A 22201-nucleotide genomic window follows, 5' to 3' on the forward strand; every position below is an offset into this window, starting at 1 on the left:
CACTCGCTCAAGGCAATCGCAGCGCCCGCCCCAACTCATCAAACAGCGTCACCACCGAGCGCAATGCGCGGCAGTCCGGGCGGGTCAGCAACCAGAGCGCGGTGTCGTAACCGTGCAACGGACCGGTCAGCGGGTGCAACGTGTTGCCGATCAAAAAGTCCGGCAATGCCGCAACACCCAACCCGGCTCGCACCAGCTCGGTCACCGACAACATGCTGTTGCAGCGATAGGCCGGTGTGACGCCCGGGAAGTGCTGACGCCGCCAGGCAACGGTGGGATGGTCAGGCAGGAAATCGTCAGGCGCGATCCAGGTCAGAGAAGCCAAATCTTCAGGGTCGACAGACTTCAGGTACCGCTGACTGGCACATACCCGGTAGGAAATATCCGCCAGACGTCGACCGACCAGATGCTCGGGCGGTGTACGAGTAAGGCGCAAGGCGATGTCAGCATCACGACGGCTGAGGTTGGCGAAGTCGTTGGAGGTGCTGAGTTCGATGGTCAATGCCGGGTAGGACGGCATGAACTGCGCCAGCGCCGGCAACAGCAAACCTTGCAGGACCGAGTCCGTGCACGTCAGGCGCACGGTGCCGCTGATCACTTCCCCGCCCTGCTCCACACCGATTCGCGCCGCGTCCAGTGCTTGTTCCGCGCGTTCGGCCTGCTCGGCCAGGGTTTGCGCGAGTGTGGTTGGCAGGTATCCGGCGCGACTCTTTTCGAACAGTTGCTGACCTAATGCCGCTTCCAGTCGGCGGACGGCGCGAAACACCGTTGAAACGTCGACCTTCAACAAGCTCGAGGCCCGGGCCAGAGAGCCGCCGCGCACGAGGGCGAGGATCAGGGCGAGGTCGGGATAGTCCAGCCGATAGTGCGTCGCTGCATTGATCACTTGGGATAACGCCAATATTGAGTGCGTGAACGCCAATCTATAGTGGGTGCCAGGAATCAACAAGCGTCGAGAGCACTCATGGAAACCACAGCAATCCGCATCGCTCTGATGGGTGACTACGACCCTCAAGTCACCGCCCACCAAGCCATTCCCGTCGCCCTCGGCATGGTCGCCGAACAGCTGAAGCTGAACGTGAAATTCCAATGGTTGGCCACCGACCAGATCAATGCCGACACACCATTGCAAGACTTCGACGGTTTCTGGTGCGTGCCGGGCAGCCCTTACCGCGACATGGATGGCGCGCTGCAGTCGATCCGTTTTGCCCGCGAGCAACAGCGTCCGTTCCTCGGCACCTGTGGCGGGTTTCAACATGCCGTTTTGGAGTACGCCCGCCATGTGTTGGGTTGGGAAGATGCCGAACACGGCGAGACACATCCTGATGCCGCGCGGGCGCTCCTGACGCCGCTGACCTGTTCGCTGGTGGAAGCGGTGGACAGCATTCATTTAGTTGAAGGTTCGTTGATCGCCAACGCGTACGAAACGACTGAAATACGCGAAGGCTATCGCTGCCGCTACGGTGTGAACCCTGTGTTCGAACGTGAACTCTTGATCCAGCAGCTACACGCCGTTGGCCATGATTCGCAGGGGGATTTGCGGGCGGTTGAGCTCACGGGGCATCCGTTTTTTGTCGCCACGCTGTTCCAACCGGAACGTGCGGCGCTCACGGGTACGGTTCCGCCGCTGGTCCGTGCTTTCATCAAGGCTTGCGCGAGGCAGAAACCATGACGACGCCTTACTACGCAGTGATTTTTACGTCCGTGCGCACCGAAGGTGATCAAGGATACGCCGAGGCCGCTGAACGCATGATGGAGCTGGCCCGTGAGCAGCCGGGGTTTCTCGGTGTGGAATCGGCTCGGGGCGAGGATGGGCTCGGGATTACGGTTTCGTACTGGGCCAGTGAAGCGGCGATTCTGGCGTGGAAACATCATCCCGAGCACAGTGAGATTCGTGAGCGTGGGCGCTCGACCTGGTATGCGGCGTGTCATACGCGGGTGTGCAGGGTTGAGCGGGATTATCGGTTTCAGCTGTGAAAATTGCGCTGTCCTTAGGCCGCCTTCGCGAGCAAGTCGAAGAGGCCAGTACAGTCACCACAAAATCATCAACCCCGAACAAGACTCCGCACCGCCACAATCTCCGGTACTTCCCGCCGCTGCATATACACCCGCAACGGCTCGGTTATGTTGATCCGGTCATCAATGTTCTGATCCAGCAGCAACTGAATCAGCACACGCTTGAGCGTCATGACCTGATCCGGCCCCGGCGCCCAGACAAACTCGTTCACTGGAATAATGCCGTCATCGGCCACGTCCATGCCGAACGAGTCTTCGCTGAATCGCACAATGTAAAGACCCGTCTTGCGGTTGAGGCCGACAAAGCCGTTGAGTTGGTCGGCGGCCTGGCAGATGAGTTCGGATGTGATGCGCATATAAACCTCACAAAAGGTCGTTACCGACCGGTGATCGATGGTTTACACGCAAGGAAAACGACGCGGGTTTCCCTCTGCCGGGGAAACTGCCGTGGCCAAGAGTACTGCAAAGCAGCGCACACCTGCGCTGAAAAAATGGGCTTTAAACACGTTTATGTCGGTCTGGCGATAGCGCGAGGGGCGCTCAGTTGTTAAAAGAGACGTCTTTGAAAATCTCTCTGCGAAAGGATCTCGACATGCCGGTTACCTTCACCCAAAGCGCCCTGCTGCTGAGTCTGATGCTCGGCCTCGGCCAGGCACAGGCCGCCAGCGAGCCCGCCCCGAACGCTCTGGCAAGCCGCTTGGGCATTCCGCACCCGGCGGTGATTGCCCACCGCGGCGCCTCTTTCGATGCACCGGAATCCACCGCAGCGGCCTACAAACTGGCCCGCGACCTAGGGGCCGATTATCTGGAGATGGACCTGCAACGCAGCAAGGACGGCGTGCTGTTTGCCCTGCACGACAACAACCTGCAACGCACCACCGACGTTGCCACAAGGTTCCCTGATCGCAAGGACCGCCCGGCCAACGAATTCACAATCGCGGAGCTTAAAACCCTCGATGCCGGCAGTTGGTTCAACACGGCTTACCCGGATCGCGCGCGTCCTTCCTACGCGGGCCTGAAAATCCTGACCCTGGACGAAATCATCGACATCGCCCAAGGCAATCCGCTGCACAAGCCAGGCTTGTACATCGAGACCAAAGAGCCGAAGCAATTCCCCGGCATCGAGCGCGACCTCAAGGACAAGTTGCAGGACCGTGGCTGGCTGAGCCCGGCCGGTTCGAAACTGGCGAAGAGTGATCTGGCGGTCGGTCAGGGCAAAGGCAAAGTAGTGTTGCAAACGTTCGAAAAAAGCAGCCTCGAACTGCTGCAACAAGAAATGCCGAAAGTGCCGAAGATCCTGCTGTTGTGGGTTGGCGAAGGCAGCATCGAGCCGAAATCCAAGGTGACATTCGCCGAATCCGGCGACAAGGACAAAGCCACTTACTACGCCAAACAGGAACCGAAAGACAAAGCCGAATTCCAGCAATGGGTCGAATACGCCAAGGCTCAGGGCGCCATCGGCACCGGCCCTTCCGCTGCCCTGACCAAGGGTGGCGACCAGAGCTACTCGGACCTGGTGCAGCCGTGGATGAACCAATTCACCCACGATCAGGGGTTGTTGGTGCACGTGTACACCATTGATGATGCGGTGGATTACCAGAAGGTCATGGATGCCGGGGTGGATGGGATCTTTACTAACCGCGCCAGTGAGTTGTTGAAGTTTTACAAGCGGCCGGCGGCGGGGACGGTTGCGCAGTTGCTGCAGAATAATGGGTATTGATTCAGGACCGAGGTGCGGCTATCGCGGGCAAGCCACGCTCCCACAGGGTTTGTGCAGAACTTGTGGGCGATGGCTGGATTTAAGGATGAATTAAGTTGCCCCGGCTAATCTGGCCCCACTTAAACGGAACAATCCAAGGAAAGAACTTCATGAAAACGTTGACTGCCCTGTTCACCGCCGCAGCCCTGACCCTCACCGCTGGCCTGGCCCAGGCTGACGTTCGCGTCGATCAGATCCCTGAGCTGGTCAAGAGCGGCACGATCAAGCCACTGGAAGAAATGAACCAGGCTGCGCTGAAACTGCATCCGGGCGCGACCATCACCGACACGGATCTGGACAACCATTTCAACGGCTACGAATACGAAGTGGAACTGCGTACCGCCGAAGGCGTGGAATGGGACGTCGATTTCGATGCCGCGACCGGTAAAGTACTGAGCAACAAGCAAGACACTTAATCCCCCTGAAAAGCCGCACGATTTAGCCAAATCGTGCGGCTTTTTCGCATCCGGAATTCAGAGCGCGCCAACACGCCGCCAGCCCGCTAGAATCGGTCCACGGTGTTCACCACGCAGGAATTGATCGATATGGGGCAAACAGCGGCAGCAGACATCGCCACGATCGGTCGGATCAGCGCGGTGCCGGCGATCCTTCAGGTGATCCGCGAGTTGACCGGCCTGCGCTTCTGCGCGGTGGCGCGGGTGACCGAAGACTCCTGGACCGCGTGCGCTGTGCTCGACCAACTGAATTTCGGCTTGCAGGTCGGCGGTGAGCTGGACGTGGTCACGACCTTGTGCCACGAAATTCGTCTGGCCCACCAGTCGGTGGTGATCGACAAGGCCAGTGAAGACCCGCTCTATCACAATCACCACACGCCTCGTATTTACCAGTTCGAAAGCTACATTTCGGTGCCTATTTTCCGCACCGATGGCCGTTTTTTCGGCACTATCTGCGCGCTTGACCCCCACCCTGCGTTGCTCAAATCCAGCACGATCCAGAGCACCATGGAATCTTTCGCCCGGATGCTGGCGCTGCAAATCGAGTCTGAAGAAAATCAGCAGCACACCGAAGCGGCGCTAAAGCAGGAACGTGAAACCTCGCAACTTCGCGAACAGTTCATCGCCGTGCTCGGCCATGACCTGCGCAACCCGTTGTTCGCCATCAGTGCCGGCGCCGAAACGCTCCTGCGCAAACTCCCGGAGCCGGCCAATCAGCAACGGGCCCGACACATCCTCACCAGTGCCCAACGCGCCACCCGACTGGTCGATGACGTGCTGGATTTTGCTCGCGGCTCCTTTGGCCGGGGCATTCCGGTCAACATTGAACCGTGCGCGGATCTGGACGCGGCTTTACGGCATGTGATTTCCGAGGTTCAGAGTGTTCACCCGGACCGCGTCATAAAATCTTCCATCGGCGACTTGCACAACGTCCCGTGCGACCGCGAGCGGGTCGCCCAGTTGCTGTCCAATCTGGTGGCGAACGCGGTAGCCCACGGCGATCCCCAAGGTCCGGTCGAGGTCAATGCGCAGGTCAAGGACGGACACTTCGTACTGAGCGTAAAAAATCACGGGCTGATTGCCGAAGACGCATTGGCGTATCTGTTCCGCCCCTACTCGCGACCGGCCAGCGATACTCCGCAGACCGGCCTCGGGTTGGGCTTGTACATTGCCAGTCAAATTGCGCAGTCCCACGGCGCAAAACTGGACGTAGTGTCGACCGGGCCAAAGGGCACGACGTTTACCTTCAGTCTGCCTGTACAGGCTTAAGCGCTGGTACTGACCAGCGAACCCGACGTGCTCGAATCGGAATCCTGCAACGCCTGCAACAACGCCGCTGTCGCCGTCTGCAACGAACCCGCCGTGGTCGCAATCTGCGACTGAGCGGCCGCCACATCGGCCGCTTTCGCATCGGCGTCTTCCTGTTTCGCCTGGGCCGCTTGCAGTTGCTGCTGTTGTTCCTGCATCTGCTTTTGCAATTCGGCGATTTGCTTGCGCGGGTTCTGGGTATCTCCCTCATCGACACGGTTTGAGCACAATTGAGATCGACTGTGTACCGACTCGGTAAGCGAGCCGGTACACAGCCGTTGGCCTTACTCGCTCAAACGCGCGGTCACTTCATTCAACTGCGACGACAACCCGTGCAGGTTGTGGCTCGCCGCTTCGGTGCGTTGCACGTTGTCCAGATTGGTACTGGCGATGCTGGTGATCTCGGTGAGGTTGCGCGAGATGTCCTCGGCGACCGAGGTCTGCTCTTCGGCAGCCGTGGCGATCTGGCGGTTCATGTCGCGAATCGCTTCGACGGCCTGGGTGATCCGCTCCAGCATGGCGCCGGCCTCGGTCACTTGCTGCACGCTTTCTTCACTGCGTGACTGGCCGCTTTCAATCGCCTGCGCCGCGTCCACTGCACCGGTTTGCACGGTCTGGATGATCTGGTTGATCTCGATGATAGACGCTGCCGTGCGCTGGGCCAGGCTGCGCACTTCATCGGCGACCACCGCAAAACCACGCCCGGCTTCACCGGCACGGGCCGCTTCGATGGCGGCGTTGAGCGCCAGCAGGTTGGTCTGTTCGGCGATGCCGCGAATCACTTCCAGCACCTTGCCGATGCGACCGCTGTCGGTTTCCAGCTGACGAATGACCGTCGCGGTGTTGGCGATTTCGCCGCGCATCTGGGTGATGGTGTGAATGGTGCCCTGCATGACTTTTTCGCCCTGCTGCGCGGACTGGTCAGCGTCGTCGGCAGCGCGTGCGGCGTCGGCGGCGTGGCGGGCAACTTCTTGCGCCGTGGCGGACATTTCGTTCATCGCCGTGGCCACCTGATCGGTGCGGTTGAACTGCTCGTTGGTGCCACCCGCCATCAGGCTGGCGATGGAGTTCAGTTCGCCGCTGGCGCTGTCCAGGTCCTTGGCGCTGCGCTGCAAATGGCTGAAGGTTTCAGCGAGGAAGTCGCGCAGGGTATTGGCGGCGACCGCCAGTTTGCCCAGCTCATCCTGACGGGTGCTGGCCACGCGTTCGGCGAACTTGCCCTGGCTGAGTTGCGCCACGTATTCGATCAGTTTGCGAATCGGTTCGACCAGGTTGCGGTTGACCAGCCACAGGCTCAACAGCCCGATCAGCAAGCCCGAGGCGAGCATCACGATGATCCCCAGCAACACGGTGCGGTCGGCGTCGGCACTGATCAGCTTCGATTGCTCGGTGCCCTGCTTGCGCAACTCGCTGACCAGTTCGCTCATCTGATCGCTGGCCGCGCGGTCCACGCCCTTGACTGCGGTGTCGCCAGCAGTAGGGTCGGCGCCGGCAGCGACGTAGGCATCGCGGCCCTTCTGGTAAGCGGCGCCGAGCAAGCGGTGTTCTTCACGCAGGCGTTCGATGCGGGTCTTGAGTTGCGGCTCGATGCCCTTCTGCCCGGCCAGTTCACCGAGGATGCTTTGCACATCGCGCTGACGGTCTTCGAATTGCTTCCAGTATTTGTCCAGGTCCGCTGGTTGCTTGCCGCGCAGCAGGACGTTTTTCCACTCCTGAACCTGCACCTTGAATTGCAGGTTGGCTTCATCGATCAACTGGGAAGTGTGCAACGGGCCATCGATCAGATTCGCGTAGCTCTGAACACCGCTGGACAGAAAGTGAAAGCAAGCCAAAGCGATCAGCAACATCGCCAGCAGGCTGCCGCTCAACAAGGCGAGGATTTGTGCTCTCAGGGATTTTTGCAGCATCGAGTGATACTCATGACAGGGGTGAGACACGCCGTGACATGGCGTGAAAAGTGTCCGGACATCCCTGTCTGCGACCTTGGCTCGTGGCCAAAGGCGCGCACGTTAACGTAAGCGAGATCGGCGTGCCAGAGCGGTTCTTTAATCAAATCCGACCATCGGTAGAGCCACTATTTAGCCTTCATTGGTCTGTCACAAAAATGTCAAAAATCCTTGCGATGATGCGGCTCAAGTGAACCTGTAAAACCCGCGACAGGCGCCTCCCTTGCGAGCACTCATGAACCACAGCATCGACCAAAGCCATCGCGACCCGGACCTGTTTGGCCTGCTGTATGGATTCGTTTTTCACCCCGGTGAACGTGGTCGAGAGATCGATTCGGCCAAGGCGCTGCAATGCCTGCAACAACCGGACGACAGCGAAGAGTTCCTCTGGCTGCATTTGAACCTGGCCCACGCCGCGTGCGAGCGCTGGATGAAGAGTCACCTGGAGCTGCCGGACGAGTTTTTCGAAGCGTTGCACGAAGGTTCGCGCTCGACACGCATCGAGCATGTGGATTCAGCCTTGCTGGCGGTGGTCAACGATGTGGTGTTCAACCTCAGCAGCATGATCTCCTCGGATGTCTCGACGCTGTGGGTGTGCGCCCGCAGTCGGCTGATCATCAGCGCGCGCCTGCAACCACTGCACTCGGTGGACAAGCTGCGCTCCTCGGTGAAGGCCGGTGAATGTTTTCGCTCGCCACTGGAATTGCTCGTGCATCTGCTGCGCGATCAGGGCGAAGTGCTGACGCAAATCGTGCGCAAGACCAGCCTGAGTGTCGATCAGATCGAAGATGAGTTGTTGTCGTCGCGGCTGTCGACCAACCGTGCCGAACTGGGCGCCAACCGTCGGGTGCTGGTGCGTCTGCAACGCTTGCTGGCGCTGGAGCCGGGTTCGTTGCTGCGCCTGCTTAATCGTCCGCCGCAATGGCTGCAAAAGGAGGACGTCAAGGAACTGCGCAAGTCTACCGAGGAGTTTGCGTTGATCATCAACGACCTCACGGCGCTGGGTGAGCGGATCAAACTGTTGCAGGAAGAAATCGCCGCCAACCTCAATGAACAGAGCAACCGCACCCTGTTCACCCTGACAGTGGTGACGGTGCTGGCGCTGCCGATCAACATCATTGCCGGTTTCTTTGGCATGAATGTCGGCGGGGTGCCGCTGTCGGGTGACCCGGAAGGGTTCTGGATTCTGGTGGCGCTGGTCGCAACGTTTACCGTCATTGCAGGACGTTGGGCGTTTCGTAAGCGCCAGGATTATTGAGCACACTCTTCTCCTGTGGCGAGGGAGCTTGCTCCCGTTCGGCTGCGAAGCAGTCGCAAAATCTGCAAGCACAGTTTGACTGAAAGAATGTCGGGGGCCGCTTCGCTGCCCAGCGGGAGCAAGCTCCCTCCCCACAGGTCGTGCCTGGCCAAAGGATTGGCGGTGAATTCTGATTAACGGATAAGCAAAAAACCCAAACCCTGACTTGGAGCAGTCTCCCTGTAACAAATAGCAACGACCATTACGGTTACACCTCCCTCCTCAGGATTGTCCGGTATGGCTACGCCTTCCTTCTCCGCCACTGCTCAGGCACCCGCCAGCAGCGCCAGGCCACAGTTCGACAAAAAACACAGCGCGTTCACGCTGGTGATTTTTTTCGGCGTGCTGGCCATCGGCTTGCTGTTCACCGCTTATAGCCTGATGCGCGACGTGAAAGAAATCGGCACAGTGGTGACCACCTGGACCCCGTATTTGCTGCTAGGCGTGGCGCTGCTGATCGCCCTCGGCTTTGAGTTCGTCAACGGTTTCCACGACACCGCCAACGCCGTGGCGACGGTGATCTACACCAACTCCATGCCGCCAAATTTCGCGGTGGCCTGGTCCGGGTTCTTCAACTTCCTCGGCGTGCTGCTGTCCAGCGGCGCGGTGGCGTTCGGCATCATTGCCTTGTTGCCGGTGGAACTGATTCTGCAAGTCGGCTCCTCCGCCGGTTTCGCCATGATCTTCGCCCTGTTGATCGCCGCGATCCTGTGGAACCTCGGCACCTGGTGGCTGGGCTTGCCGGCCTCGTCTTCGCACACGCTGATCGGCTCGATCATCGGCGTCGGCGTGGCCAATGCCCTGATGCACGGCCGTGACGGCACCAGCGGTGTGGACTGGGCTCAGGCGACCAAGATCGGTTATGCGTTGCTGCTCTCGCCGCTGGTCGGTTTTGGTTTCGCCGCCTTGCTGTTGCTGGCCCTGCGCGCATTCGTCAAAAATCGCTCGCTGTACAAGGCCCCCGAAGGCAACACCCCGCCTCCGTGGTGGATTCGCGGCATGTTGATTGTGACTTGCACCGGCGTGTCGTTTGCCCATGGCTCCAACGATGGCCAGAAAGGCATGGGCCTGATCATGTTGATTCTGGTCGGCACACTGCCCATGGCCTACGCGCTGAACCGCGCCATGCCGGCCGACCAGGCGCTGCAGTTTGCCGCGGTGGCCGAGGTGACCCAGCAAGCATTGGTCAAGGCTGCGCCGCAACTGGCCCCGGCCGACCCGCGTCCGGTGCTGTCTGACTACGTGCGCAGCAAGGAAGCGACGCCGCAACTGGTGCCGGCGCTCGCCGCCCTCACCGGCAGCATCGGCGCTCAGGTCAAGGGTTACGGCTCGCTGTCCCAAGTGCCAGCCGAGGCTGTGGGTAATGTGCGTAACGACATGTACCTGACCAGCGAAACCATTCGCCTGATGGACAAGAACAAGGTCGGTAACTTCGACGCCGACACCAGTGCCAAGCTGCAATTGTTCAAGCAGCAGATCGATAACTCCACGCGGTTTATTCCGTTGTGGGTCAAGATCGCCGTGGCGATTGCGCTCGGCTTGGGCACCATGGTGGGCTGGAAGCGCATCGTGGTGACGGTCGGCGAGAAGATTGGCAAAACCCACCTGACCTACGCTCAGGGGGCCTCGGCGGAAACCGTGGCCATGTTGACGATTGGCGCGGCGGATATGTTCGGCCTGCCGGTGTCGACCACCCACGTGTTGTCGTCGGGTGTGGCCGGGACCATGGTCGCCAACGGTGGCGGTTTACAGATGACGACCATCCGTAACTTGCTGATGGCCTGGGTGCTGACCTTGCCGGCGGCGATCCTGTTGTCAGGCAGCTTGTACTGGTTATTCACCCAACTGTTTTGATCGGCCTCAATACCGAAAATTGAAAGCTGCGGGCTGATTATCAGCCCGCTCAACACGTTCATCCTTCGCAAACAGTGCGCGTCACCATCCGCTCCCGCACCACGTCGTATACCCAGTGGTAGATGTACGTGTACGGCAGGAAAAACAGCAGCACACCGATGTCGAGCAGGAACGCTTCCCACAGGCCGATCTTCAGCCACCAGGCAATCAGCGGCACACCGACCGCGACCAGACCGCCCTCAAACAGCAACGCATGGACAACCCGGACCCACACGGTGTGAGCCATCTCGTAGCGCTTGAGCACGCGGTCGAACAGACCGTTGAAAACCACGTTCCAGGCCAGGGCCAGGGCCGCGATTGCCATGGTGACGACGCCCATGTCGAGCATCGGTTTGTCCATGATCCAGGCCAGTAATGGGGTACAGATCAGGATGGCCAGCAGTTCGAATCCGACGGCCTGGAAAATACGTTCAGTGGTGGATTTGTTGACGCTCATGGCCAGACTCCTCTGAGTGACGGTGGTTGCCATGATCACTCGCCACACCGATACTTCATAACCAATAACCATCGATCAAGGCGATAGTTCATGGCGTCTCACGAAGTGTTGCTGGCCTTTGTTCAGGCGGCGACCCAAGGCTCGTTTTCCGCAGCGGCGCGCAAACTGGGGCGCAGCCAGTCGACCATCAGCGCGGCGGTGGCCAGTCTGGAAATCGATTTGAACCTGGTGCTCTTCGACCGCAGCAGCCGCAAACCCAGCCTGACCCCGGTCGGGCATGTGATGCTGCAACGGGCCGAAGAGATTCTGGCCGCCACCAGTCGGCTGGAAATCACCGCCAGCCAGCTGTCACAAGGCGTCGAGCCAAAACTGACCGTGGCGATTTCCGACACCTATCAATCCGATCGCTTCGAAGCCGCGCTCGGTGCGTTCGAGCAACGCTACCCGGACCTGGAACTCGAATGCCTGATTGCCGAGTGCGATGACTTGATTGCACTGGTGCAACGGGGTCGGGCGCAGGTGGCTTTCGCTGAAATGCAGGACAGCTATCCGCCGGATCTGGTCAGTTCAACCGTCGACGAACGCACGGACATCGCGCTGTTCGTCTCCCCTGCGCATCCATTGGCGACACTCGATCATATCGATCAGGACGTGCTGCAACAGCACCGTGAACTGCGTCTGGCTACCATCGTCAATCCGTATGAAAGCCGGGCAAAGGGTCGCGTCTGGTCGGCGCCGAGCTATTTGATGTTGCTGGAAATGGCCCAGGGCGGATTCGGCTGGGCGCCCTTGCCACGGTGGCTGGTGGAGCGGTTTGGCAAGGGCTCGTTGCAGGAACTTCAAGTGCGCGGCTGGCCGAAACCGGTGTTTGTCGATGCGCTGTGGTCGCGCCAGCATCCACCGGGGCCGGCGGGGAGCTGGCTGCTGGGCAAGATGCTGGAATGAAGGTCCTTCGGCCCTTATCGCGGGCAAGCCACGCTCCCACAGGTTTAGCGCCAATCCTGTAGGAGCGTGGCTTGCCCGCGAAGAGGCCCTCAAACTCACATCAAAGCCTTCATCCGTGCTTCGAGAAACCGCCGCTCCGGCACTTGCTGCGTCAACTCCAGCGCCCGTTCATACGCCGCCCGCGCCTCTTCCACCCGTCCCAACTGCCGACAAAACTCCGCCCGCGCCGAGTGGGCCAAGTGGTAATCCTGCAATTCGCCCCGATTCAAAATCGCCTCAACCAACGTCAGCCCCGCCAACGGCCCATCCCTTCGGGAGATCGCCGCCGCGCGATTCAACTCGATCACCGGCGAAGGCACTGCCGCCAGCAGCACATCATACAAACCGACGATCTGCTGCCAGTCCGTTTCCGCCGCCGAGGGTGCTTCGGCATGCACGGCCGCAATCGCCGCTTGCAGGCCATACGGTCCGAACCGCCCGGTGGTCAGCGCCGCTTCCACCAGCGCACACCCTTCAGCAATCATCCCTGCATCCCACAACGAACGGTCCTGCTCATCCAGCACGATCAATTCACCGTCAGGCGACGTCCGGGCCAGGCGGCGAGACTCGTGCAGCAGCATCAACGCCAGCAGCCCTATCACCTCCGATTCCGGCAACAAGTCCATCAATAACCGCCCCAGCCGAATCGCCTCGCGCGTCAGATCCTCACGCGTCACTTCAATACCGATGGACGCCGAGTAACCTTCGTTGAACACCAGGTAAATCACCCGCAACACGCTGTCGAGGCGCTCGGGCAATTGCGCCAGTGTCGGCACTTGATAAGGGATTTTCGCATCACGAATTTTCGCCTTCGCCCGCACGATGCGCTGAGCGATGGTGGCGGGCGCCGAGAGAAACGCCCGGGCGATTTCTTCAGTGGTCAGGTCGCAGACTTCGCGCAAGGTCAGTGGCACTTGAGCGTCCGCTGCAAGTGCCGGGTGGCAGCAGGTGAAGATCAGGCGCAGGCGATCGTCTTCCACGTCTTCTTCACTCCAGTCGGCCTGCTCCAGCGCCTCTGCCTGCGCAATCAGCAACGGCCGGGACGCTGCAAATCGCGCGCGCCGGCGCAACACATCAATCGCCTTGAAGCGCCCGGTGGACACCAGCCAGGTGCGCGGATTATCCGGCACGCCGTCACGCTGCCAACGCTCCACTGCCACGAAAAAGGCCTCGTGCAGGGCCTCTTCGGCGAGGTCAAAATCGCCGAGTAAACGAATCAGCGTCGCGAGGATCCGCCGCGAGTCTTCGCGGTAAACCTGCTCGACCCGGGCCTGCACCGAGGCGCCAGGCATCAGTCCGGTATGCCTTCGGTGACCAGTGTTTCCTCGATCAAGCGACTGATGGATAACTGGAGTTTGGCAGTCTTTCTTTCAGCCGATTGCGGACTCATGCAGGCCCCCTTTTTGGTCGTTGTCATTCAAGCATTCAACTGGCGAACGGGACGTACCTCGACACAGCCGACGCGGGCCGCCGGGATGTTGCCGGCGACCTGGAGCGCTTCATTGAGGTCCCTGGCATCGATCAGGTAGAAACCGGCCAATTGCTCCTTGGTTTCGGCGAACGGGCCGTCGGTGATCGACATCTTGCCGTTACGCATGCGCACGGTGGTGGCGGTCTGCACTGACTCCAGCGCCTCGGCCGCGACCATCCGGCCACTCCCCTGAATCGACTCAGCGTAGGCGATGCACTCGGCGTCGTTCGGGCTCTCGGGCAGCGAGTGCAAGGTGTGCTCGTTGCTGTAGACCAGGCATAGGTATTTCATGTGGCTCTCCTGAATCGAACGAATCAACTATGGCTGCAGATTGACGCGTTGGCGAAATTCCCGACGATCAGGGCTCCAGATTGAACAGTGCAGTGCCGCTGACCATGTCGAACGGGGCTGACCAGTGTTCGTGGACGATGCGCCATTGCCCGGCGTCGCGGCGGTAGCAGGCGGTCACGCGCATCCAGCAGGCCTGGGTTTCGCCCTTGTCATTGGCGCCACCGCAATGGGCCAGCCAATGGGCGAAGGCGATGTGCTCGTCTGCCACGATGTTCATATGGTCGAAGTCGAACTTGTGCGGGCCCTGGCACATTTCCATGCACTCCAGCCAATGCGTGCGGTAGGCGGCCTTGCCGCGAAATTGCAAGGCTTTGACCGCGTCGTAAGAGACGATGTCGTCGGCATACAGGGCCATGATTCTGTCGACGTCCTTGGCGATGACTGCCTCACGGTAAGTGTCGATCAGGGTCTGGATTTCGTGTGTAGCGCTCATGGTGGTTCTCCGTGGTTTTTGTTGGGAAGACACCCCTTAGTCGTTCGGCAAAAAGCCAGATCGACAGCCGAAATAAAAATAATCCGTCGGCGCAAACTCGCTAGAATCCGAGGCTCATTCATGTGGGAAAAGGACACTCCAGTGACAACCCGTCTCGTGCCTTACGAAAGCCTGAACGCGCGCCAGCGCCAGCAGGTCGAGGCCATCGAAGTTCACCAGGAACAAATAAAATTCAGCGGCGACATTCATGGTGCGTTGCACACCTTGCTGTCCAAACCCGGCCCCGGCGTCAAAGGATTTGCACTTCTGGTCGATGAGGTTCCGGTGGCTTTCCTGCTGCTCAAGCGTCCGCCCGTATTACCGGCCTGGGCCGATGAACACAGCGCTACTTTGCATGCGTTGCAAGTCGATCAGCGTGCTCAAGGCAAAGGGTATGGCAAGGCTTGCCTGCAAGCGCTGCCCGAGGTGGCGCGTCTGGCGTTTCCGGAGATAAAGGGGCTGGAATTGTCGGTGGATGCGGATAACGAATCGGCCATCGCGCTTTATGCAAAATTTGGCTGGGTCGACAGCGGCGAAGCCTACAAGGGCCGGATTGGGTATGAGCGGCGAATGGGCCTGGTTTTCTGAGGCCCAACTGACTCAACACCAAACCAATGTGGGAGCGGCGGTGCGACGATTCGACTTGCTCGCGAATGCGGTGTGTCAGTCGACTTCACAATTGACTGATACACCGCATTCGCGAGCAAGCCCGCTCCCACAAGGGACTTTCGGTGGATTTATAAATCGAGAACCATCTCATGCCACGCCATCCCGCCATGGTCTGAGGCCGACGGTTTGATGTAGGCAAAACCAAACCCGGCGTACAGCGGGATATGCCGTTCCTTGCACATCAGGTGGATGTTGGTCTTGCCCAGTGCGCGCATCCGCTCAATGAATTCACTCATCAATTGTTTCGCCAGCCCCAGCCCCTGATAGTCCGGGTGCACCACCACCGACATGATCACCACATGCGGGCCGGCCGGGTCATGGCCGATCAGTTCCTTGAACGCTTCGTCCGACATCTCCACCTGAAACGCCGCACCGGAATTGATGAAACCGGCTACCACGCCATCCACTTCGGCCACGATGAAACCCTCGGGCCAAGTGGCGATGCGGGTGGCGATTTTCTCGCGGGTGGCCGCCTCGTCACCTTCGTAGGCAACGGTTTCGATGGCGTAGCAGCGGTCCAGATCAGCGGGAGTGACGTTGCGGATGACGGTGTTCATGGCGGCTCGGAATCAGCGTGGGAAAGGCTGCGAATCATAGATGAATAAGGTGTTCATATCGATCACCGTCGGCGCCGTAAAGCCTGCGTATAGGCGCTTTCATTGCTCGAAGGTTCGGATTATTGATGGACCCGGTCTCAGGACATCAATAGGGGGAACACACCATGAGCAGCGTTCAGATCGGTCTTCTTATGCTGTTGGGCATTAGCACGTTTGGCTTCGTCACCTTGTCGATCGACCTGATGCGGGCGCGCCGAATGAAGCAAGGTAAATGACCCGGCGAGAGGCGGACACGCGGTCCGCCTCTCGCGGTGTTCACGGCTTGATTGGCAGCCAGATTTCCAGCTTGCCGGTGTTGAGCTTCGGGTTGAAGTCTTCGCTGTAGCGTTCGAACTCCGGGGCGTCTGCCGCCTCTTTACCGGACTGTGGCAGCCAGGTTTTCCAGATGTACTGAAAAGTGGCGGGCAACTTGTCCAGTGATCCCTTGTGCTCGAATACTGCGTAACGCTGAGGTTGAACCTCGACCCAGCGGTACTTCTCTGGCAGGTCGTCGAGTTTGTCGATCTCGACGCCGGCGATGTATTCAAATCCGCCTTTGCCATCTGGATTGCAGCAGATGCCGTAGGTTACTTCGCCTTTTTGCCCGGGAATCTTGCCAATCTCAGGAATGAATTTTTCCCAGAGCGCGGGAATGCCTGCGGTGGTCTGTTGGGTAAATTGTCCACCAAGCCCTGCGATCAGCAGGAAGTGTCCGTGTTCGAAGCGTGGTTCCGTTACTTCGGCGCTTGTTTGCTCATCCATGACTCATCTCCTGAGCTTAAAAATGGGTTCGGCTGGGAGTATAGAAGCCAAACCCGATTCGCCCAGTTACAGGGCGTGCAACTGTTCGACGGCCGCCGTACCAACAAACTCGTTATAACCCGACAGGATCACGTAGACCGCGAAATAGCAGAAGATCGCCGCCGATGCCATGTAGGAATAACGCAGCAGTTTGTCACCCAGCAACTTGCCGCCGTGGCTCGCTGCAAAGCATAAACCCGCGCTCCAGAGCAAACCGGCGCAGAGGAATCCGCCGAGAAACAGCGCTGAACTGAGGGCACCACCGCCGCCGGAACGGGCGATCAGCGTACCGCCCACCGCCGCAAACCACAGAATGGCGCTGGGCGAGGACATGGCGAGGAAGATCCCGCGGAAAAATTCTTTGCGATGGGAGTTCTGCCCCACCTCGTCGGCTTGCGCCAATACCGCTTCGTGGTGAATCGCCGAATAGATCATCTTTGCCGCGAAATACACCAGTAACGCTGAACCGCCAATCCACAGGACCCAGCGTACGGTTTCGTATTGCAACAAAACGGTCATGCCCGCCAGCGCCAGCACCGCGTAGATCAGGTCGCCGACACAAGTCCCCAACCCCAGCGCAAAGCCCTGAAAATAGCCGCGTTGCATGGCCAGGGTGATCATCGCGATATTGGCCACGCCGATATCCAGGCACAACGAAAGGCTCAGCAAGAAGCCGCTGCTAAATTCCATCAACCGATTTCCTTCGGAAAAATTTGTTTACACACTCGCTGGACAGTGTGCCACGACTGCCCTTATCTTCCGCAACAGGCCACCGCAGTGGCCAGCGTCGCTCGGACGGTTCCGGGCGCTTACGTTATCCGAGGCAACAATGGCCGAACAAGGTTCGCCGCGCCGCTTTGCGCGCATAGATCGACTCCCCCCTTACGTTTTCAACATCACTGCCGAGCTGAAGATGGCCGCCCGTCGTCGTGGCGAAGACATCATCGACTTGAGCATGGGCAACCCTGACGGCCCGACGCCGCCGCACATCGTCGAAAAACTGGTGACCGTCGCCCAGCGCGAAGACACCCACGGTTACTCGACGTCCAAAGGCATTCCGCGTCTGCGCCGGGCGATTTCCAATTGGTACAAGGATCGCTACGAGGTCGACATCGACCCGGAAACCGAAGCCATTGTCACCATCGGTTCCAAGGAAGGCCTGGCGCACTTGATGCTGGCTACCCTGGATCAGGGCGATACCGTACTGGTACCGAACCCGAGTTATCCGATTCACATCTACGGTGCCGTAATTGCCGGCGCCCAGGTGCGCTCGGTGCCACTGATTCCAGGCGTGGACTTCTTCGCCGAGCTGGAGCGGGCAATTCGCGGCTCGATCCCGAAACCGAAAATGATGATCCTCGGCTTCCCGTCCAACCCCACCGCACAATGCGTGGAACTGGATTTCTTCGAGCGCGTGATCGCCCTCGCCAAGCAGTACGACGTACTGGTGGTGCACGACCTGGCCTACGCCGACATCGTCTACGACGGCTGGAAAGCCCCGTCGATCATGCAAGTGCCGGGCGCCAAGGACATTGCGGTGGAGTTTTTCACCCTGTCCAAGAGCTACAACATGGCGGGTTGGCGAATCGGCTTCATGGTCGGCAACCCGGAACTGGTCAACGCCCTGGCGCGGATCAAGAGTTATCACGACTACGGCACGTTCACCCCGTTGCAAGTCGCAGCGATTGCGGCGTTGGAGGGCGATCAGCAATGCGTCAAAGACATCGCCGAACAGTATCGCCAGCGGCGCAACGTGCTGGCCAAAGGCCTGCACGAACTGGGCTGGATGGTCGAAAACCCGAAAGCGTCGATGTACGTCTGGGCCAAAATTCCCGAGGCTTATGCGCACCTGGGCTCGCTGGAATTCGCCAAGAAACTGCTGGCCGAGGCCAAGGTGTGTGTTTCGCCGGGTGTGGGGTTTGGTGAGTACGGGGATGACCATGTGCGCTTCGCGCTGATCGAAAACCAGGACCGGATTCGTCAGGCTGTGCGCGGGATTCGCGGGATGTTCAGGGCGGATGGGTTAGCCACCAAATCCTGATGCCTGACACGAAGCTTTTGTAGGAGCCAGGCTTGCCCGCGATGCAGACAACTCGGTTTACCGTCAGACCGAGTTGATGCCATCGCGGGCAAGCCCGGCTCCTACAAAGGCCCGCTCCCACATTTGTTTGGTGGCGATCACAAAAGTTGTGTCACCACCTGCGGTGTCGCTTAAACGAACATCGACAGCAGCAAGATAAAGCCCAGCGCAACCACGGACAGGATGGTTTCCATCGCGGTCCAGGTCTTGAAGGTTTCCGCCACGGTCATGTTGAAGTACTGCTTCACCAGCCAGAAACCCGCGTCGTTGACGTGAGACAGGACCAACGAACCGGCACCGGTGGCCAACACCAGCAGCTCACGGTTAACACCCGGAATCATCCCCACCACCGGCACCACAATGCCCGCGCCGGTAATGGTCGCCACAGTGGCCGAACCGGTTGCCACGCGAATCACCGCCGCCACCAGCCACGCCAACAGAATCGGCGAGATCTGTGCATTCACCGCCATGTGGCCGATCACGTCACCCACACCGCTGGTCACCAGCATCTGCTTGAAGCCACCACCGGCACCAATGATCAGAATGATCGCGGCAGTCGGCGCGAGGCTCGCATCGAGCCATTTCAGAATGCGTTTCGAGTCGACGCCCTGACGGTGACCGAAGGTGTACAGCGACAGCAGCAGCGCCAACAGCAACGCCGCGATCGGGTGACCGATCAGGTCCATGAAGGAGCGTGCGAAATTGCCTTCAGGCAGCACCACGTCGGCAAAGGTCTTGAGCAACATCAGGAGCACCGGCAGCAGCACAGTGATCAGCGTGATACTGAAGCTTGGCAGGTTTGCCGTTTCAGGCTCGTGCGCCAGTTGATCCACCAGTTCCTGATTCGGATGACCAGGGATGTACTTGGCAATGAACGTACCGAAGATCGGGCCGGCAATGATGGCCGTTGGCAGCGCGACGATCAGACCGTACAGAATGGTTTTACCGATGTCGGCACCGAACACGCCGATGGCCAGCAACGGACCCGGGTGCGGCGGAACCAGACCGTGCACGGCGGACAGACCGGCCAGCAGCGGGATACCGATCTTGATGATCGACACGCCAGTGCGGCGCGCGACGATGAACACCAGCGGAATCAGCAGCACAAAACCGATTTCGAAGAACAGCGGAATACCGACCAGGAAGGCCGCGAACATCATCGCCCACTGCACTTTGTCCTTGCCGAACGCGCGAATCAGGGTCTGGGCAATCTGATCCGCCCCGCCCGACTCGGCCATCATTTTGCCGAGCATGGTGCCCAGCGCCAGGATGATCCCGACAAAACCGAGCACCCCACCGAAGCCGTCCTGGAACGCCTTGATGATGGTACCGACTGGCATGCCGGAGGTCAGCCCGAGAAAGGCTGCTGCAATGATCAGGGCAATAAACGGGTGGAACTTGAACTTGGTGATCAGGACGATAAGCCCGATCACCGTGACCACTGCATCGAGCAGCAGGAACGTCTCGTGGGACATGCCAAACATTAGGGGTGTCTCCTGGTTGTTGTTGTTATTAAAGCGGGTAATTCGAAAGCCATCAGGACAGCGCTATCTTTTTCGGCAACACTCATACGGCGTGTTTCAGGCCGTGAGCCTGCCACCAGATATGCGCCTGCGATGCCAGTTGCTCGACGCTGAAGGTCGATGCATCCAGCGCCAGGGTCAACGGCTCGCCAACGGGGGATTCGAGGGTGGCGAACTGGCTGTCGATCAGGGTCGATGGCATGAAGTGGCCCGGCCGATGCGACACACGCTCGGCGGCGACTTCGGGGGTCAACTCCAGGAATACGAAGCCCAGGCCCGGCAAGGCGCTGCGCAACACTTCGCGGTAACTGTGCTTGAGGGCCGAGCAGGTCAGCACCGGACGTTCGCCCTTGGCGTCGACGCGGCGCAGTTCATCACACAGGCTGTCGAGCCAGCCGGCGCGGTCTTGGTCGTTCAGGGGGATACCCGCGCTCATCTTTTCGATATTGGCGGCAGGGTGGAAAGTATCGCCTTCAATGGCAGTGGCGCCGCTGAGCTGGCACAAGGCCTCGCTGACGCATGTCTTGCCGCAACCGGCAACGCCCATGATGACCAGGGCGGTGATGGAATGATTCATGTAACACCTCAGCGCGCAGACAGCGCTACCTTTGCCAGTTATGACACTAGACCAAAAGTAGAAGATGCCGACGCCTTCTTGTCATTTTTGTGGGTTGCAGCATGTTCGTTCCCAATGCCGAAAAGCGAGGTTCAGGCAAAACTCGCTTACGCATTTGCAGCTGCTTCGGGACAGCGCTACCTTAGTGCCTTGAATTTTGTTTGGCAAGCCGCCCGATGACCTCTTCTAAAAACGATAAAAATACACGCACCACTGGCCGTCCCACGTTGAGCGAAGTTGCTCGCCTTGCCGGTGTCAGCCCGATCACCGCCTCTCGCGCCCTGCGCGGTGTCAGCACTGTGGCCACGGAACTGGTAGAAAAAGTCCAGAAAGCCGCGCTTGAACTCAACTACGTGGTCAACCCCGCCGCCCGCGCCTTGGCCTCGGCGCAGAGCCATTCCGTAGTGGTTTTGGTGCCGTCGCTGTCCAACTTGTTGTTCATCGATACGCTGGAAGCCATTCATCAGGTGCTTCGCCCCAAGGGCTTCGAGGTGCTGATCGGCAACTTCCACTACTCGCGCGATGAAGAAGAAAACCTGCTGCGCAATTACATGGCGTACCAGCCTCGCGGTTTGCTGCTGACCGGTTTCGACCGCACGGAAAGCTCGCGGCGGATGATCGAGGCGAGCAACATCCCGTGTGTCTACATGATGGAACTGGACAGTGCGGCAGGCGTGAATTGCGTGGGCTTCTCGCAATTGGCCGCCGGCGAAACAGCGGCTGAACATTTACTGTCACGCGGCCGCAAGCGCCTGGCCTACATCGGCGCGCAGCTGGACCAGCGCACTTTGCTGCGCGGCGAAGGGTTCCGCAAAACCCTGCAAAAAGCCGGTTTGTACGACCCGGATCTGGAAGTGCTGACCCCGCGCGCCTCCTCCGTTGGATTAGGCGGCGAGCTGTTTCTGCAACTGCTGGCCAGTCATCCCGATGTCGATGCGATCTTCTTTGGCAACGACGACCTGGCCCAGGGCGCACTGCTTGAAGCCATGCGCTGCGGGATCAGGATCCCGGAACAAGTCGCCATCCTCGGCTTCAACGACCTGCCGGCCTCGGCGTACATGGTGCCGCGCCTGAGCAGCATCAACACCCCGCGCGAGGCGATTGGCCGGCGTTCGGCGGAGTTGATGTTAACGTTGCTGGCGGGGAATGCGGTGGCTAAACCAGTGCAGGACATGGGGTTTGAACTGAAAATCCGGGAAAGCACCTGAGTATATGTTTCCCCCTGTGGCGAGGGAGCTTGCTCCCGCGGGCCGGTCCGCGCTCGGGCGAAGCGGCCCCAAAGCCAGACGCAGACGCTCCGTCAGGCACACTGCATTCAACGCTTTGCGGCTGCTGCGCACCCGAGCGGGAGCAAGCGCCCTCGCCACAGGTCATTCAGCCGTTCGATATCGTCACCCGCGCCGTCAAGCAGCGCATCGCCCATGCCGTGGGTTTTCAACTAACCTTGATAGTGTTCCTCATCCCGTTGATCGCTTGGTGATGCCTGAAGCGTCGAATCGCTAACGGA

The 22201-nt window shown here is 59.7% G+C and carries 23 protein-coding genes and 2 pseudogenes; 12 read left to right on the forward strand and 13 right to left on the reverse strand.

The genetic code is table 11. The features are described 5' to 3' along the window. Positions 1 to 7: 7 nt before the first annotated feature. Positions 8 to 949 carry a LysR family transcriptional regulator gene (locus tag ACA048_RS22055; protein ID WP_497626270.1) on the reverse strand — a complete coding sequence of 314 codons (942 nt, stop codon included), beginning with the start codon at positions 947 to 949 and terminating at the stop codon, positions 8 to 10. 15 nt (positions 950 to 964) lie between these two features. Between ACA048_RS22055 and ACA048_RS22060 the strand changes: the two genes are divergently transcribed. Beyond that, positions 965 to 1672, forward strand: coding sequence for a CTP synthase C-terminal region-related (seleno)protein (locus ACA048_RS22060; RefSeq protein ID WP_497626271.1), 708 nt, complete (start codon positions 965 to 967; stop codon positions 1670 to 1672). Then, positions 1669 to 1977, forward strand: a complete 309-nt coding sequence (locus ACA048_RS22065) for an antibiotic biosynthesis monooxygenase family protein (protein ID WP_497626272.1) — start codon at positions 1669 to 1671, stop codon at positions 1975 to 1977. The genes ACA048_RS22060 and ACA048_RS22065 overlap by 4 nt, the downstream gene beginning before the upstream one ends. A 68-nt stretch (positions 1978 to 2045) precedes the next feature. On the opposite strand, the gene ACA048_RS22070 is transcribed toward ACA048_RS22065, so the two are convergent. Further along, positions 2046 to 2372, reverse strand: coding sequence for a DUF2025 family protein (locus tag ACA048_RS22070; RefSeq protein ID WP_497626273.1), 327 nt, complete (start codon positions 2370 to 2372; stop codon positions 2046 to 2048). A gap of 236 nt (positions 2373 to 2608) precedes the next feature. Here ACA048_RS22070 and ACA048_RS22075 point away from each other — a divergent pair, with 236 nt between their 5' ends. The 3 genes from ACA048_RS22075 (at position 2609) to ACA048_RS22085 (ending at position 5499) form a co-directional block, all read left to right on the forward strand. Further along, complete coding sequence (locus ACA048_RS22075) at positions 2609 to 3736, forward strand: glycerophosphodiester phosphodiesterase (RefSeq protein ID WP_497626274.1); 1128 nt, start codon at positions 2609 to 2611, stop codon at positions 3734 to 3736. A 149-nt stretch (positions 3737 to 3885) separates the two neighbouring features. After that, the gene (locus ACA048_RS22080) at positions 3886 to 4191 is read left to right on the forward strand and encodes a PepSY domain-containing protein (RefSeq protein WP_497626275.1); all 306 of its coding nucleotides are present in this window, start codon (positions 3886 to 3888) and stop codon (positions 4189 to 4191) included. A 129-nt stretch (positions 4192 to 4320) separates the two neighbouring features. Further along, on the forward strand, positions 4321 to 5499 hold the full coding sequence (locus tag ACA048_RS22085; RefSeq protein ID WP_497626276.1) for a GAF domain-containing sensor histidine kinase: 1179 nt from the start codon (positions 4321 to 4323) through the stop codon (positions 5497 to 5499). Here the strand turns inward: ACA048_RS22085 and ACA048_RS22090 are convergent. Both ACA048_RS22090 and ACA048_RS22095 read right to left on the reverse strand, forming a co-directional pair. Beyond that, positions 5496 to 5726, reverse strand: a pseudogene (locus ACA048_RS22090) (hypothetical protein); the annotation flags it as partial. The gene ACA048_RS22085 and the pseudogene ACA048_RS22090 sit on opposite strands and share 4 nt — an antisense overlap. Positions 5727 to 5822: 96 nt before the next feature. Then, positions 5823 to 7445, reverse strand: a complete 1623-nt coding sequence (locus ACA048_RS22095; protein ID WP_497626277.1) for a methyl-accepting chemotaxis protein — start codon at positions 7443 to 7445, stop codon at positions 5823 to 5825. Between the two features lie 274 nt (positions 7446 to 7719). On the opposite strand from ACA048_RS22095, the gene ACA048_RS22100 reads away from it, so the two are divergent. Next, on the forward strand, positions 7720 to 8742 hold the full coding sequence (locus ACA048_RS22100; RefSeq protein WP_497626278.1) for a transporter: 1023 nt from the start codon (positions 7720 to 7722) through the stop codon (positions 8740 to 8742). Between the two features lie 420 nt (positions 8743 to 9162). After that, entirely contained in the window at positions 9163 to 10635 is a 1473-nt protein-coding gene (locus ACA048_RS22105) for an inorganic phosphate transporter (RefSeq protein WP_497629916.1), read from the forward strand. A 58-nt stretch (positions 10636 to 10693) separates the two neighbouring features. On the opposite strand, the gene ACA048_RS22110 is transcribed toward ACA048_RS22105, so the two are convergent. Further along, positions 10694 to 11131 (reverse strand): multidrug/biocide efflux PACE transporter, encoded by a 438-nt coding sequence (locus ACA048_RS22110; protein ID WP_497626279.1) that lies wholly within the window; start codon positions 11129 to 11131, stop codon positions 10694 to 10696. Positions 11132 to 11221: 90 nt separating this feature from the next. Between ACA048_RS22110 and ACA048_RS22115 the strand changes: the two genes are divergently transcribed. Further along, a complete protein-coding gene (locus ACA048_RS22115) occupies positions 11222 to 12076 on the forward strand; it encodes a LysR family transcriptional regulator (RefSeq protein ID WP_497626280.1) in 855 nt (284 codons plus the stop codon). A gap of 95 nt (positions 12077 to 12171) precedes the next feature. Here the strand turns inward: ACA048_RS22115 and ACA048_RS22120 are convergent, their stop codons facing one another. The 3 genes from ACA048_RS22120 to ACA048_RS22130 all read right to left on the reverse strand — a co-directional run bounded on the left by ACA048_RS22120 (position 12172) and on the right by ACA048_RS22130 (position 14370). Beyond that, a complete protein-coding gene (locus tag ACA048_RS22120; protein WP_497626281.1) occupies positions 12172 to 13407 on the reverse strand; it encodes an RNA polymerase sigma factor in 1236 nt (411 codons plus the stop codon). 125 nt (positions 13408 to 13532) lie between these two features. Then, positions 13533 to 13877, reverse strand: a complete 345-nt coding sequence (locus ACA048_RS22125) for a YciI family protein (protein ID WP_497626282.1) — start codon at positions 13875 to 13877, stop codon at positions 13533 to 13535. Between the two features lie 67 nt (positions 13878 to 13944). After that, entirely contained in the window at positions 13945 to 14370 is a 426-nt protein-coding gene (locus tag ACA048_RS22130; RefSeq protein WP_497626283.1) for a YybH family protein, read from the reverse strand. Positions 14371 to 14511: 141 nt separating this feature from the next. Between ACA048_RS22130 and ACA048_RS22135 the strand changes: the two genes are divergently transcribed. Beyond that, on the forward strand, positions 14512 to 14997 hold the full coding sequence (locus ACA048_RS22135) for a GNAT family N-acetyltransferase (protein WP_497626284.1): 486 nt from the start codon (positions 14512 to 14514) through the stop codon (positions 14995 to 14997). A gap of 149 nt (positions 14998 to 15146) precedes the next feature. Here the strand turns inward: ACA048_RS22135 and ACA048_RS22140 are convergent, their stop codons facing one another. The 3 genes from ACA048_RS22140 to ACA048_RS22150 form a co-directional block, all read right to left on the reverse strand. After that, entirely contained in the window at positions 15147 to 15635 is a 489-nt protein-coding gene (locus tag ACA048_RS22140; RefSeq protein WP_497626285.1) for a GNAT family N-acetyltransferase, read from the reverse strand. Positions 15636 to 15950: 315 nt separating this feature from the next. Next, positions 15951 to 16436 (reverse strand): GyrI-like domain-containing protein, encoded by a 486-nt coding sequence (locus ACA048_RS22145; protein WP_497626286.1) that lies wholly within the window; start codon positions 16434 to 16436, stop codon positions 15951 to 15953. Positions 16437 to 16502: 66 nt separating this feature from the next. After that, a complete protein-coding gene (locus tag ACA048_RS22150; protein ID WP_497626287.1) occupies positions 16503 to 17165 on the reverse strand; it encodes a LysE family translocator in 663 nt (220 codons plus the stop codon). 139 nt (positions 17166 to 17304) lie between these two features. On the opposite strand from ACA048_RS22150, the gene alaC reads away from it, so the two are divergent. Further along, complete coding sequence (alaC, locus tag ACA048_RS22155) at positions 17305 to 18516, forward strand: alanine transaminase (protein ID WP_497626288.1); 1212 nt, start codon at positions 17305 to 17307, stop codon at positions 18514 to 18516. A gap of 170 nt (positions 18517 to 18686) precedes the next feature. On the opposite strand, the gene ACA048_RS22160 is transcribed toward alaC, so the two are convergent. Together ACA048_RS22160 and ACA048_RS22165 are read right to left on the reverse strand one after the other, a co-directional pair. After that, a complete protein-coding gene (locus tag ACA048_RS22160; protein ID WP_497626289.1) occupies positions 18687 to 20039 on the reverse strand; it encodes a GntP family permease in 1353 nt (450 codons plus the stop codon). A gap of 82 nt (positions 20040 to 20121) precedes the next feature. After that, complete coding sequence (locus ACA048_RS22165; RefSeq protein ID WP_497626290.1) at positions 20122 to 20655, reverse strand: gluconokinase; 534 nt, start codon at positions 20653 to 20655, stop codon at positions 20122 to 20124. Between the two features lie 215 nt (positions 20656 to 20870). On the opposite strand from ACA048_RS22165, the gene gntR reads away from it, so the two are divergent. Both gntR and ACA048_RS22175 read left to right on the forward strand, forming a co-directional pair. Further along, entirely contained in the window at positions 20871 to 21902 is a 1032-nt protein-coding gene (gene gntR, locus ACA048_RS22170; RefSeq protein ID WP_497626291.1) for an HTH-type transcriptional regulator GntR, read from the forward strand. 188 nt (positions 21903 to 22090) lie between these two features. After that, a pseudogene (locus ACA048_RS22175) lies at positions 22091 to 22171 on the forward strand (chlorhexidine efflux transporter); the annotation flags it as partial. Between the last annotated feature and the right edge of the window lie 30 nt (positions 22172 to 22201).

Source organism: Pseudomonas sp. LBUM1659 (assembly GCF_059716045.1).

Excerpts from the sequence above, each read along its gene's own strand:
- ACA048_RS22060 (WP_497626271.1), top strand. The coding sequence starts at position 965 with ATGGAAACCACAGCAATCCGCATCGCTCTGATGGGTGACTACGACCCT.
- ACA048_RS22065 (WP_497626272.1), top strand. The coding sequence starts at position 1,669 with ATGACGACGCCTTACTACGCAGTGATTTTTACGTCCGTGCGCACCGAA.
- ACA048_RS22070 (WP_497626273.1), bottom strand. The coding sequence starts at position 2,372 with ATGCGCATCACATCCGAACTCATCTGCCAGGCCGCCGACCAACTCAAC.
- ACA048_RS22075 (WP_497626274.1), top strand. The coding sequence starts at position 2,609 with ATGCCGGTTACCTTCACCCAAAGCGCCCTGCTGCTGAGTCTGATGCTC.
- ACA048_RS22080 (WP_497626275.1), top strand. The coding sequence starts at position 3,886 with ATGAAAACGTTGACTGCCCTGTTCACCGCCGCAGCCCTGACCCTCACC.
- ACA048_RS22085 (WP_497626276.1), top strand. The coding sequence starts at position 4,321 with ATGGGGCAAACAGCGGCAGCAGACATCGCCACGATCGGTCGGATCAGC.
- ACA048_RS22095 (WP_497626277.1), bottom strand. The coding sequence starts at position 7,445 with ATGCTGCAAAAATCCCTGAGAGCACAAATCCTCGCCTTGTTGAGCGGC.
- ACA048_RS22100 (WP_497626278.1), top strand. The coding sequence starts at position 7,720 with ATGAACCACAGCATCGACCAAAGCCATCGCGACCCGGACCTGTTTGGC.
- ACA048_RS22105 (WP_497629916.1), top strand. The coding sequence starts at position 9,163 with ATGCGCGACGTGAAAGAAATCGGCACAGTGGTGACCACCTGGACCCCG.
- ACA048_RS22110 (WP_497626279.1), bottom strand. The coding sequence starts at position 11,131 with ATGAGCGTCAACAAATCCACCACTGAACGTATTTTCCAGGCCGTCGGA.
- ACA048_RS22115 (WP_497626280.1), top strand. The coding sequence starts at position 11,222 with ATGGCGTCTCACGAAGTGTTGCTGGCCTTTGTTCAGGCGGCGACCCAA.
- ACA048_RS22120 (WP_497626281.1), bottom strand. The coding sequence starts at position 13,407 with ATGCCTGGCGCCTCGGTGCAGGCCCGGGTCGAGCAGGTTTACCGCGAA.
- ACA048_RS22125 (WP_497626282.1), bottom strand. The coding sequence starts at position 13,877 with ATGAAATACCTATGCCTGGTCTACAGCAACGAGCACACCTTGCACTCG.
- ACA048_RS22130 (WP_497626283.1), bottom strand. The coding sequence starts at position 14,370 with ATGAGCGCTACACACGAAATCCAGACCCTGATCGACACTTACCGTGAG.
- ACA048_RS22140 (WP_497626285.1), bottom strand. The coding sequence starts at position 15,635 with ATGAACACCGTCATCCGCAACGTCACTCCCGCTGATCTGGACCGCTGC.
- ACA048_RS22145 (WP_497626286.1), bottom strand. The coding sequence starts at position 16,436 with ATGGATGAGCAAACAAGCGCCGAAGTAACGGAACCACGCTTCGAACAC.
- ACA048_RS22150 (WP_497626287.1), bottom strand. The coding sequence starts at position 17,165 with ATGGAATTTAGCAGCGGCTTCTTGCTGAGCCTTTCGTTGTGCCTGGAT.
- alaC (WP_497626288.1), top strand. The coding sequence starts at position 17,305 with ATGGCCGAACAAGGTTCGCCGCGCCGCTTTGCGCGCATAGATCGACTC.
- ACA048_RS22160 (WP_497626289.1), bottom strand. The coding sequence starts at position 20,039 with ATGTTTGGCATGTCCCACGAGACGTTCCTGCTGCTCGATGCAGTGGTC.
- ACA048_RS22165 (WP_497626290.1), bottom strand. The coding sequence starts at position 20,655 with ATGAATCATTCCATCACCGCCCTGGTCATCATGGGCGTTGCCGGTTGC.
- gntR (WP_497626291.1), top strand. The coding sequence starts at position 20,871 with ATGACCTCTTCTAAAAACGATAAAAATACACGCACCACTGGCCGTCCC.